The organism is Alcanivorax sp. P2S70, from assembly GCF_000475295.1.
GTDB classification, from domain to species: Bacteria; Pseudomonadota; Gammaproteobacteria; order Pseudomonadales; family Alcanivoracaceae; genus Alcanivorax; species Alcanivorax profundi.
In genome coordinates, this window is record NZ_AXBZ01000003.1 from 35,107 (window position 1) to 47,588 (window position 12,482).

General features: G+C 60.5%; 10 protein-coding genes. 1 reads left to right on the forward strand and 9 read right to left on the reverse strand.

What is annotated here, in order from left to right; genetic code table 11:
* Positions 1-76: 76 nt before the first annotated feature.
* The 9 genes from Q672_RS18465 to Q672_RS18505 form a co-directional block, all read right to left on the reverse strand.
* Positions 77-1,303: an aspartate kinase gene (locus Q672_RS18465; RefSeq protein ID WP_022983877.1), complete on the reverse strand. Its 1,227-nt coding sequence runs from the start codon at positions 1,301-1,303 to the stop codon at positions 77-79.
* Between the two features lie 144 nt (positions 1,304-1,447).
* Positions 1,448-4,039 carry an alanine--tRNA ligase gene (gene alaS, locus Q672_RS18470; protein ID WP_022983878.1) on the reverse strand — a complete coding sequence of 864 codons (2,592 nt, stop codon included), beginning with the start codon at positions 4,037-4,039 and terminating at the stop codon, positions 1,448-1,450.
* Positions 4,040-4,282: 243 nt separating this feature from the next.
* Entirely contained in the window at positions 4,283-5,050 is a 768-nt protein-coding gene (locus tag Q672_RS18475) for a sulfite exporter TauE/SafE family protein (protein ID WP_022983879.1), read from the reverse strand.
* A gap of 281 nt (positions 5,051-5,331) precedes the next feature.
* The gene (locus Q672_RS18480) at positions 5,332-5,796 is read right to left on the reverse strand and encodes a regulatory protein RecX (protein WP_022983880.1); all 465 of its coding nucleotides are present in this window, start codon (positions 5,794-5,796) and stop codon (positions 5,332-5,334) included.
* The gene (recA, locus tag Q672_RS18485; protein ID WP_022983881.1) at positions 5,789-6,826 is read right to left on the reverse strand and encodes a recombinase RecA; all 1,038 of its coding nucleotides are present in this window, start codon (positions 6,824-6,826) and stop codon (positions 5,789-5,791) included. The genes Q672_RS18480 and recA overlap by 8 nt, the downstream gene beginning before the upstream one ends.
* Before the next feature lie 178 nt (positions 6,827-7,004).
* The gene (locus tag Q672_RS18490) at positions 7,005-7,493 is read right to left on the reverse strand and encodes a CinA family protein (RefSeq protein WP_022983882.1); all 489 of its coding nucleotides are present in this window, start codon (positions 7,491-7,493) and stop codon (positions 7,005-7,007) included.
* A 41-nt stretch (positions 7,494-7,534) separates the two neighbouring features.
* Positions 7,535-8,290: a heme ABC transporter ATP-binding protein gene (locus tag Q672_RS18495; protein ID WP_022983883.1), complete on the reverse strand. Its 756-nt coding sequence runs from the start codon at positions 8,288-8,290 to the stop codon at positions 7,535-7,537.
* Positions 8,283-9,323, reverse strand: a complete 1,041-nt coding sequence (locus Q672_RS18500) for a FecCD family ABC transporter permease (protein WP_022983884.1) — start codon at positions 9,321-9,323, stop codon at positions 8,283-8,285. Before Q672_RS18500 ends, Q672_RS18495 begins: the two co-directional genes overlap by 8 nt.
* A 9-nt stretch (positions 9,324-9,332) precedes the next feature.
* Positions 9,333-10,181, reverse strand: a complete 849-nt coding sequence (locus Q672_RS18505) for a heme/hemin ABC transporter substrate-binding protein (protein WP_022983885.1) — start codon at positions 10,179-10,181, stop codon at positions 9,333-9,335.
* A 259-nt stretch (positions 10,182-10,440) separates the two neighbouring features.
* Here Q672_RS18505 and Q672_RS18510 point away from each other — a divergent pair, with 259 nt between their 5' ends.
* Positions 10,441-12,468 (forward strand): TonB-dependent hemoglobin/transferrin/lactoferrin family receptor, encoded by a 2,028-nt coding sequence (locus Q672_RS18510; protein ID WP_022983886.1) that lies wholly within the window; start codon positions 10,441-10,443, stop codon positions 12,466-12,468.
* Positions 12,469-12,482 lie beyond the last annotated feature (14 nt).

Below are 12,482 nucleotides of genomic sequence, written 5' to 3' on the forward strand. Positions count from 1 at the left end.
TCGAATTCTCAAGTCTTGCCGCAGGACGAGGCGGAACCTACCGGTCGTCGCCCCATCCTTCCGAACAGTATGTCCGTTATGCGACAGGCTGGTCCAGCTCGAACGCGGAATGGAGGGCACGAACGGCCAGCTCCAGATACTTCTCGGCGATGACCACAGACACCTTGATTTCAGAGGTGGAGATCATCTCGATGTTAACGCCTTCTTTGGCCAGGGCTTCGAACATCTTGGAAGCAACGCCCGCGTGGGAGCGCATGCCCACACCCACCAGAGAGACCTTGGCAATCTTGTCATCGCCAATGATTTCCGGCTGCCCCAGTTCTTCAGACGCATTGCGCAGGGCTTCCTGAGCACGGCCAAAATCGTTGCGGTGAACGGTAAAGGTGAAGTCGGCAGCGCCGTCCTTACCCACGTTCTGTACGATCATGTCTACTTCAATATTGGCTGCACTTACCGGGCCGAGGATCTTGTAGGCAATGCCCGGGGTATCCGGGGCGCCACGCACGATGATCTTGGCTTCATCACGGGTAAAGGCAATTCCGGAGATTACCGGCTTTTCCATATCAACCTCGTCGTCGACGGTAATTAGGGTTCCAGGACCATCCTGGAAGCTGGAGAGAACACGCAGCGGCACATTGTATTTGCCGGCGAATTCCACAGAACGGATCTGCAGGACCTTGGAGCCCTGACTGGCCATTTCCAGCATTTCTTCAAAGGTAATCGTGTCCAGCCGGCGAGCATTGTCCACCACGCGAGGGTCGGTGGTGTATACGCCATCCACGTCAGTGTAGATCTGGCATTCATCCGCCTTCAGCGCTGCCGCCAGAGCAACAGCAGTGGTATCAGAGCCGCCACGACCCAGGGTGGTAATGTTGCCGTCCGCGTCCACGCCCTGGAAACCGGCTACCACGACCACACGGCCGGCGTTGAGATCGGCGCGCATTTTCTTGTCGTCGATTTCTTCGATACGGGCTTTGGAGTAGGAATTGTCCGTACGCAGGGGAATCTGGGAACCGGTATAGGAACGGGCATCCAGACCCAGTTTCTGCAAGGCCATGGACAACAGGGAGATCGTCACCTGCTCACCGGTAGAGACCAGCACGTCCATTTCCCGTGGAGAAGGGCTGTCGCTGATGCCTTTGGCCAGCTCGATCAGTCGGTTGGTTTCGCCGCTCATGGCAGAGACCACCACCACAACCTGATCACCCCGTTTATGGAAGCCGGCTACCTTGTCGGCAACGGCTTGTATGCGTTCGACCGTACCTACCGAGGTACCGCCGTATTTCTGCACGATAAGAGCCATATAGTCGCTTTGTCTGCAAAAAAGAGCGCGTTACTTTAGCAGAAACGCGCCCGGATTTCATGTTGGGGTGGCGGGAGAGCCTGCCAGAGAGCCTGTAAGTACCGTAACCGACGGGGCAAACCGCCCCGTCACGACACCGCAGAATCAGCCGGCCACCCAGTCCTTCACACTCTCCAGTGCTGCGGGCAGGGCCGCAGGGTTGTTGCCACCACCCTGCGCCATATCCGGGCGACCGCCGCCACGACCATCGACCTGCTCGGCCACATGCTTGAGCAGATCTCCCGCCTTGAAACGATCGGTCAGGTCTTTGGTAACACCGGCCACCAGGGCCACCTTGTCACCCTCTACTGCCGCCAGCAGAATCACCGCCGAACCGAGCTTGTCTTTCAGCTTGTCCATGGTGACCCGCAGGGTCTTGCCATCGGCACCGTCCACCTGGGTGGCCAGCACCTTCACGCCATTGATGTCCTGCACGCTGTCGGTAAGGTCGCTGCCCGCCCCACTCGCCAGCTTTTGCTTCAGGCGTTCAATTTCCTTTTCCAGCTCACGCACTTTTTGCGCCTGGTTGCGGACCCGCTCTGCGGCATTATCCGGCGTGCTTTTTACCGTGGCGGCAATATCACTGAGGGCCTGCTCCTGCTTGCGCATAGCGGCAAGCGCATTCTCACCGGTGACCGCTTCGATCCGACGGACTCCGGCAGCTGCCGAGGCTTCCAGAGTAATGCGGAACAACCCGATGTCACCGGTGCGGCTCACGTGCGTTCCCCCACACAGTTCCTTCGAGAAGCCATCGCTGCCCATGGTGAGGACACGCACCTGATCGTCGTACTTCTCACCAAACAACGCCATGGCGCCGGCGTCACGGGCGGCGTCGATATCCATCAACTCAGTGGACACCGCAGTGTTGGCCAGAATCTGGCGATTGACGATGGTTTCGATCTGCTCACGCTGGGCGTCGCTAACCGCCTCGCCGTGAGAGAAATCGAAACGCAGATAGTCTTCGGCGACCAGCGAGCCCTTCTGCTGTACATGCTCGCCCAGCACGTCACGCAGCGCTGCGTGCATCAGGTGAGTTGCAGAGTGATTGCGCATGATGGCCTTGCGACGCTCTACATCGACATAAGCCGATACCTTGTCGCCCACGTTGAGGGAACCACTTTCCATGCTGCCCAAATGCACATGCGCCGCCTGACGCTTTTTGGTGTCGGCCACAGCAAAACGGCTGTCACCTTTCACCAGAAAACCGGTATCGCCGACCTGGCCACCGGACTCGGCATAGAACGGCGTGCTGGCCAGTACCACCATGCCCTCCTCGCCCGCTGCCAGGCTGTCCACCGCTTCACCATCGCGATAGAGACCGACGATTTCATCGTCATCAGCCAGTTTTTCGTAACCGGAGAAGCCGGTTTCCGCCTCGATATTCAGACGATCGCTGTAATCGTTGGCAAAGCTGCCGGCACCGCGGGCGCGCTCACGCTGGGCTTCCATCGCTTTCTCGAAGCCGGCCATGTCCACTTCCAGGTCCCGCTCCCGGGCCACGTCGGCGGTGAGATCCGGCGGGAAACCATGGGTGTCGTACAGGTTGAACAGCACCTCGCCGGACAGGGTCTTGCCCTGCAGCTCGGCAATGGCCGCTTCCAGTACCTTCATGCCTGCGGCCAGCGTGCGACCAAACTGCTCTTCCTCTGCCAGCAGGGCCTTTTCGATACGGGCCTGCTCCCGTGCCAGTTCCGGGTACGCCTCACCCATCTGCTCGACGAGGGCTGTTACCAGGGTAGAGAAAAACGGCTTGTCCTGACCCAGCTTATGGCCATGACGCAGCGCGCGGCGAATGATCCGCCGCAGCACATAGCCACGGCCTTCATTGGACGGGATCACCCCGTCGCAAATCAGGAAGCTGGAGGAGCGGATGTGATCGGCGATCACGCGCAGGGACTTCTCTTCCAAATCATTGCAGCCGATGGCCTGGGCCGCGGCCTGTAGCAACGCCTGGAACATGTCGATTTCGTAGTTGGAATGGACGCCCTGCAGCACTGCGGCAATACGCTCGAGCCCCATACCGGTATCGACACTGGGCTTGGGCAGCGGTTTCAGCTCGCCGTCTTCCTGACGGTCGTACTGCATGAACACCAGGTTCCAGATCTCGATGTAGCGGTCCAGGTCATCGTTTTCCGAGCCAGGAGGGCCGCCGGGGACATCTGCCCCGTGATCGTAGAAGATTTCCGAACAGGGACCACAGGGACCGGTGTCCCCCATCTGCCAGAAATTGTCTTCATCAAGACGGGAGAACCGTTCGGCACTCACGCCCATTTCTTTCAGCCAGATATCCGCGGCTTCATCATCAGAAATATGCACCGTGACCCACAACCGCTCTTCCGGCAGGCCCAGGGTGCCCGTCAGGAATTCCCAGGCGAACTTGATGGCTTCGCGCTTGAAGTAGTCACCGAAGCTGAAGTTACCCAGCATTTCAAAGAAGGTGTGGTGACGGGCGGTATAACCCACATTTTCCAGATCGTTGTGCTTGCCACCGGCGCGAACACAGCGTTGTGAGCTGGTGGCACGGGTGTAATCGCGGCTTTCACGGCCCAGGAACACGTCCTTGAACTGGTTCATGCCTGCATTGGTGAACAGCAGGGTCGGGTCGTTATAAGGCACCAGAGAGGAAGACGGCACCTTGGTGTGTCCCTGGCTGGCGAAGTAATCCAGAAAGGCCTGGCGTAGTTCAGCACTCTTCATAGGAAAAACGGTATCTTGGCTGGCTATCGGAAAGCGCCGAGTATAGCGCCCATAGGGCGCAGTTGCGATGGGAATAGAAGGCAGGGGGAGTTCAACGTCCAACGTTGAAAGTTCAAACTCGGGTGAGGCCGAGGGAGGTTGCGAAGCCTTGCCCACGGCCCCGGGATATCGGTGCTGGCACGACAGATCCAGGCCAGACATACCCGGCCCGCGCTTTTCAGCTTTGAACGTTAAACTTTCAACTCAGCCCCTGATCGCGGCGGCCAGACAGACCGTCAGCACCATCACCAGCAACAAGCGCTTGAGCACCACCGGGGATACCCGATGGGCAAATCCCACGCCTAGCCGAACCCCTACCAGCGTCCCGGCAGCCACCACCAGGCCAGGCAACCAGGCCACCTGATCCCGCCACATGAAGATGCCCAGCGCCAACACCGTGAAGCTACCGGTTATCGCCAGTTTCAGGGCATTACCCCGTAGCAGGTCATAGCGCATCTGGCCGACCAACACCGCGATCAGCACAAAACCCACCCCCGCCTGCACAAATCCCCCGTACACCCCGGCGAAGAACAGGCCGAGCCAGGCAGGCAGGGATTCCCCTGGCACCTGCGGCACCTCATCAGGACCGGGGTTCATCTGGTTGGGTTTCAGGACCATCAACAACGCCACCACCACCAGGGTACCCAGCAATACTGGCTTGAGGATGGTTTCGGGCAGGTAAGCTGCTGCCAGGGCGCCGACCAGGGTTCCCAGCAGACACGGGACCAGGATCGCAGGTAACGGTTTGAACGGCATGGTGCCACGCTTGTTGAACTGGCGGACCGCCTCAATGCTTTGGATCAGCACACCGACCCGCATGGTGCCATTGGCCAGCGCCGCCCCCATACCGCTGAGCATTAGCAGCGGCAGAATCAGCAACCCGCCCCCGCCCGCCAGCGTATTGATAAACCCCGCCAACACACCGGCCCCCAGCAAGGCAGCGACCAACCAAGGGTCAGAAAGGTATTCCATGGACACTCTCACGCAAGCGGAAAGCGGCAGGATACGCCGCGAACCTAATTCAGGCCACTACCTCCTCTGTGCAGAGCCCAACGTGGCAAGGCTCTCTTTTGGTTCATCGTGGATTAACGGGAGTTTGGGATCGCGCCGCCACCGAGCGCAGCGAAGGAACGCCCGCAGGGCGGCCCCGAAGGGGTGAGCAGAGCGAATAACCGACGCTCCTACGGCAAGGGAAGGGATTAAATCAGGCCTTTCCCGGAAATCCGAGATGAGCCTCTATTTTCAGGACAGGACTACGCCATCTCCTCGTCGCCCGGTACCAACGCGGCAAAGCTTTGTTCAGCGTCAAAACCGCGCCCTTGCAGGAAACGCAATTGTCTGGCTTTTTCTTTCTGGTCCTGGGGATATTGCCGAAAGCGGCGGGCGCGCACTTCCCTGGCCAGGGCAAACCAGTCCACCTCGGTCTCCTGCAAAGCGGACTCGATCAGCTCGCTGGCAACCCCGCGTTGCTGCAACTCCTGACGGATACGCAACACCCCCTGGCCCCGGTCGATGCGCGAGCGCACAAAAAAACCGGCAAAGCGCCGGTCATCGATGAAGCCATGTTCTTCACACCACTCGATCACCGCCGCCAAGGCCGGATGATCGCCCACCTTGCTGCGCAGCTTGGTTTCCAGCTCGCGGCGGGCGTGATCCCGACGCGCCAGCAGGCTCACCGCCCGCTGACGCAACTCGGATTCCGTGAGCGGTTTATTCATCGCCCAGTTCGGCTTCCTCTTCCGCTTCTACCGGTGCCTCGCCCGGTACGGCCAGCAGCCGTGCACGGATTTCTTTCTCGATTTCCTGGGCAATGGCCGGGTTTTCGCGCAGGTGCTCACAGGCGTTCTGCTTGCCCTGGCCAATCTTGTCGCCCTTGTAGGCATACCAGGCACCGGATTTGTCCACCAGCCCCTGCTGCACACCCAGATCCAGGACCTCGCCGAGCTGGTTAATGCCCTGCCCATAGAGAATCTGGAATTCGGCCTGACGGAACGGCGGCGATACCTTGTTCTTCACCACCTTCACCCGGGTTTCGTTACCGGTGACTTCGTCGCCCTGTTTCACTGCACCGATACGACGGATATCCAGACGTACGGAGGAATAGAACTTGAGCGCATTACCGCCGGTGGTGGTTTCCGGGTTGCCGAACATCACACCGATCTTCATGCGGATCTGGTTGATGAACACCACCAGACAGTTGGCATTTTTCACGTTACCGGTAATTTTCCGCAGCGCCTGGCTCATCAGACGAGCCTGCAGGCCCACGTGGGCATCGCCCATTTCACCTTCGATTTCTGCCTTCGGCACCAACGCCGCCACGGAGTCAACAATGATCACATCTACCGCACCGGAACGTACCAGCATGTCGGTGATCTCCAGCGCCTGTTCACCGGTATCCGGCTGAGAGACGATCAGGTCGTCCACGTTCACGCCCAGCTTCTCGGCATAGTCCGGGTCCAGCGCGTGTTCTGCATCCACGAAGGCACAGGTCGCGCCTTTTTTCTGGGCTTCGGCGATCACGCTCAGGGTCAGGGTGGTTTTACCGGAGGATTCCGGACCGTAGATTTCCACGATACGGCCTTTCGGCAATCCGCCAATGCCCAGGGCGATGTCCAGGCCCAGGGAGCCGGTGGAAATGGCCGGAATCCGCTCACGCTTCTGGTCGCCCATACGCATGACAGAACCTTTACCGAACTGGCGTTCGATCTGGGACAGTGCGGCGGACAACGCCTTGGATTTATCGCTCATTGTGACCCCTCTCCTGTGTCGGCGTGACAGTCATTGCATCGCCGGTATCTGTGTCGTCGAAACTGACCTTTCAGCCAGCACTGACAATATGGACAGTATTATGAACAGGTATTCCTGTCCTTTGCAACCCTGTTTGTCAGATCCAGGGATGCGTACGATAAAGTCCGTCTGATTGTGGCTACTGGAGGCGCGCGATCAAGCCCTTGAGGGCTTCCAGAATGGTCTGCTGACGAACGGCATCGCGGTCACCCTCAAACTGGAAACAGCGGGCCTCGGCATACCCCAGCTTCTGACCCCAGGCGATCCACACCGTGCCCACGGGCTTGTCAGCGGTGCCGCCATCCGGCCCGGCCACGCCGGTCACAGCCACACTGATATGGCCGCGGGAATGCTCGATGGCACCGCGGGCCATCTCCAGCGCCACCGCTTCACTGACCGCTCCGTGGCTGGCCAGTGTCTGCGCCTGCACACCCAGCAGGTCCTGCTTGGCGTCATTGGAATAGCACACCATCCCGCGCTCGAACCAGGCAGACGAGCCAGGTACGGCCGTCATGGCCTGGGCGATACCGCCGCCGGTGCAGGACTCTGCCGTCACCACCATCAGACGCTGGCGGGTCAATTGAAGGGCCAGGGATTCAACCGCGTTGGGAATGTCTTGCGGGTTCACGCATCGCTCCAGTGAGGATTCTGGAACGCACTGTAGCATTTTCAGAGCAACGCAAAACGCTCTTCTGTTGTATATCGCTCGGGACGATACCCCCACACCTCTTCGATTCGGTGCGGGGTGAGTACAGCTTCCGGCTCTCCATCCGCCACCAGCTCTCCCTCTGCCAGCACCAGACAGCGCATGCCGTAGCGCAGCACCTGATTCAGGTCGTGCAACACCGCCAGGACGGTAATGCGGCGCTGCTGCGCCAGCCGCACTGCCAACCGCAAAATATTGTGTTGCTGCCCCAGATCCTGTGCAGACACGGGTTCATCCAGTAACAACAGTGGCGTCTTCTCGGCCTGCACCAACTGCACCAACACCCGAGCCAGGTGCACCCGCTGCTTTTCACCACCGGACAGGCCGGGAAAGCTGCGCGCAGCCAGGTGCAGGCAATCCGCATCGATCATGGCGGCCCGCACCACATCGGCGCCGGCCTGGCGCGACAACGACAACGGCATCAGCCCCATCTCGACCACTTCACGGGCACTGAACGGGAACGTCAGGCTGCTGGCCTGGGGTAGCACTGCCACATGTCGGGCCCGCTCCTGAGTGTTCCAGTGTCGCAGTGATTGACCATGAAAAAGCAACTCGCCACGACAAGCCACCTCGCCACTGATGGCCTTGAGCAAGGAAGATTTCCCCGCACCATTGGGCCCCAGCAATGCCACAAACTGCCCCGCGGGCAAGGTCAGATTGTCCAGTTGCAGCAAACGCCGACCACCGGCTTCAACAAGCAGATCACAAAGCTCAAGCACCGGACAGACTCCATTGCTTACGCTGTTGCAGCAGCAGGATCAGAAAGAACGGCGCACCCAACAAGGCGGTCAACAATCCCACGGGCAATTCAGCCGGGCTCACCAGGGTGCGCGCCGCCAGGTCCGAGAGCATCAGCAGCACGGCCCCGGTCAGTGCCGACAGCGGTAACAGGCGGCGGTGATCCGGGCCGCAGGACAAGCGCACCAGATGCGGCACCACCAGCCCTACAAAGCCGATAATGCCGCTGCACGCCACCGCAATGCCCACCCCCAGCGCCGCCAGCACAATCAACTCCAGTTTCATGCGCTCCACCGGCACCCCCAGATGGCGCGCCTCGGATTCCCCCAACAAAAAAGCATTGAGCGGCCCGGCACGGCGCTGAAACCAGGTCGCCAGCATCACAAACGCCACCAACGCCAGTAGCACCTGCTGATGATTGGCCCCATTCAGCGAGCCCATCTGCCAGACGCTGAGCTCCCGCAGCCGGGTATCGTCGGTGAAATAACTGAGAAAGCCGATCCCTGCCCCAGCGAACGCCGCCACCGCCACCCCGGCCAGCAGCAGCATCACCACTGAGGTCCCAGCCGAAGAACGCGCCAGCGAATACACCAGTAACGTGGTCAGCAGCCCGGCGACAAAAGCCGAAGACGGTACCGCCCAGACCTGCCACGCCACCGGTAACAGCACGATCGCCAGCACCGCACCTACCGCTGCCCCGGAGGACACCCCAATGATACCCGGGTCTGCCAGGGGATTACGGAACAGCCCCTGCATCACCGCACCGCACTGAGCCAGAATGGCCCCAACCAGCATGGCCAGCAGCAAACGCGGCAAGCGGAGCTCCAGCACAATGATCTTCTCGTGGCCGAGTAACCCGGAGCGCTCACTGTTGAACAACGCATCCCAGATCGCGGCCAGGCTGCCGGAGGCAGGCATGGACACCGCGCCCTCGGTCAGGGACAACACCACCCCCACCATCAACACACCGCACAGCAATACCGCCGCAGGAGTCGCCGGCAATCGATTCATCATGACACTGCCTTAGTGACCAGACGGCCGGGAAGGTTGTACTGCGTTAGCGACGCGCTCTGCCTCATCCAGCGCCGCCAGGCTCAAGCCTGCCACCAGGGTGGCACCGTCCACCGTGAAGATATGCCCCGCCTTACCGGCTGGGGTATGCGCCAACAGAGGCTGATTTTCCAGAAGCGCCGCCGCGGGGTCGCTGCTCATCTCGCCGGCCACCAGAATCACATCCGGCTCCATGGCCAGCAGGGACTCCATGGATACAGAACGATAGTTCTCGAAATCTGCCACGTTATCCGCGCCAAGCAAGTCAATCATCGCCTGCCCGGCATTACTGCCCGCACCAGCAAGACGAAATCCGCCCCGCGCACTGAGAATGAACGCCACCTTATTGCCCTTCAGCGAATGGGTCTGCAACTCGGCAGTCTGGGCAGCAAAACGGTCCAGCAGGCTCTGCGCCTGCGCCTCTCGACCCAGCGCCTCAGCCATGGCCTGCAGATTGCTTTTCAGGGCCGGCAGAGAATAGGCCGCCGGCAGACGGATCAGCTCAACCCCGGCGCCTTCCAGCACGCTCAAGGTGGTGTCAGGGCCCATGTGATCGGTTCCCACCAGATGGGTCGGTGACAGACTCAACAAGCCCTCTGCAGACAGGTTGCGGTGGTAGCCAATGCGCGGCAATTCGGCAAGATCGCCAGACGCCGGGCTGGTCACATCCACCGCCACCAGCGAATCTGCCAGTCCCAGCGCCACAATCATGTTGGTGGCGCCGGCATCCGCACTGACCAGCCGTTTTGGCTCAGCCGCCTGCACCTGCATTGCCAGCATCACACCCAGCGACAAGCCTGCGATCATTTCAAGAATTCGCACCACAACTCCCCTTTCCGAGGCTGAATTTTCGGACGCGACGGCCCGCGAATATGACGGGATGCAGATCACAAGAGGCATACCCACACCCTTAATGTGGTGCAAATACTGGCAGCCTGAGCCATAAACGTCAATGGGAATGATTCCTGTTTACAGACGACAATCAAATGCATATGCTTGCGCCCCAATCCTGATTCCTGCCAAGCCAGCCCTCGCACGCCAGGCAGATTCGCTGTCCTTTTTGGCTTGTGAGGAAACCCACATGTATTTGCGCAAACATGCCCTGTCTCTGGCAATCGCACTGGCGGCCAGCCCGGCTCTGGCTGACACCTCTACTGAAGAACCTATCGTGCTGGCCGAGCTGGCACCGGTCACCGTCACCGCGACCCGCGATAACAAAACCGAAAAAGAAGCCACCCGCTCCGTGGCCACCGTCAGCCCGGAAAGCATCGAGAGCCGTCAGGCCAGCTCGGCGCCGGAGCTGGTCAAAGACATCCCCAATGTCACCACCGTGGGCGGCCCCCGCTCTGAAAACCAGAGCATCAATATCCGTGGCCTGGAAGGCGCGCGGGTACTGCAACTGGTGGATGGTGCACGTCAGGTCTTTGAATCCGGTCACCGCCCCAGTTACTTCATCGAGCCCGAGCTGATTCGCTCCGCCGAAGTCATTCGTGGCCCGGCCAGCAACCTGTGGGGCTCTGGCGCGGTCGGCGGTGTCGCCTCGTTCAACACCGTGGATCCCACCGACCTGATTCAGCCCGATGCCAGCGTCGGCGGCTTCCTGAAAGGCACCTACAACGACAACAACAATGACAAACGCGGCAGTGCCGCCGTGGCAGGCACCACCAAACATGTGGATTGGCTGGTCAGTGGCTACAACCGCGAGAGTGACGACATGGAAGTGTCCCACGACCAGGACCTGGCCAACTCCGCCAGCCGCGAAGATGGCGGCATGGGCAAACTGGTCTGGCACCTGGCCGACAACCAGAACATTGCCTTTACCGCACGGCAGGCAGACTTCTCCGGCGGTGTGCCTTCCAACGGCAGCGCTCCCGCCAATGGCACCAGCAATTTCCTGATCCAGCGCGACCAGACCACCCGCAATGCCGTCATCGACTACCGCCATCTGGGCAACGGTGACGGCACCAACAGCCAGGCCATGTTCTACTGGAATGGTGTGGAGATGGATGAAACCCGCAAAAGTGATGGCCGCCCGGACAGCACCCAGCTGGACCTGTATGGCATCAACCTGAACCACACCGCCATGCTCGGCAAACTGGAATTGTTGATGGGGGTAGATGGCTACCAGGAACAATTCAGTGCAGAGCGAGGCGGCAGTAACCGGCCCACCCCGCCAGACGCTACCACCGATGTCTGGGGCGTCTTTGCCCAGGGTACCTACCCACTCACCGGCGCGCTGGATCTGGAGCTCGGCGTGCGCTATGACGACTTCGCCACCAAGGCCGACAACCTCAGTGAAGACCGCAGCGACAGTGCCGTCTCCCCTTCTGCGGCGCTGAGCTGGCAAGCGGCCGAATGGGCCCGTGTCACCCTACGTCACGATCAGGCCTTCCGGGCCCCAAGCTCCGAAGAGCTGTACAGCACCGGCACCCATTTCTGCATGGGCCCGGGGTTCTGCAACACCTTTGTTTCCAACCCGGATCTGGACCCGGAACAAGCCGCCAACAACGAACTGCTGGTGCGCATGGACTGGAGCGAGCTGGCCGGGGGCGACAGCCTCACCGTCAAGGCGGCTATCTTCCAGAACAAAGTGGACAACTTCATCGAACAAATCGTGACCCCGCCTGTGTTCTTCCCGCCGCCGGCCATGGACCCGGGCAACACCTACTGGGTCAACGTGGACAAAGCCACCCTGGAAGGCTTCGAACTGGAGGCGGAATACCGTCTTGAGGCGCTTGGTGTTCGACTCGGCTATGGCCAGACCCGCGGCGAAGATGAAGATACCGGTGAAGACCTGACCAACATTCCGGCAGATACCCTGAACGCCGGCCTGTTCTACGGCTTCTGGGATAGCCAGTTCACCGCCGGTGTGCGCATGATCCACGCCCGTGAACAGGACCTGACCGATTACGCCACCAACACCGGCAACACCACCTACGACGGCTACACCGTCACCGACCTGTATGCCAGCTGGACCCCGAAAGCCTGGCCAGCCATCCGTGCCGATGTGACCGTGAACAACATCACCGACCGCAGCTACCGGGTAGCCTGGTCCGAACTGGACAGCCCCGGCCGTGCGATCATTTCCTCACTGCGCTATCAATTCTGATAGCACCCGGAGAC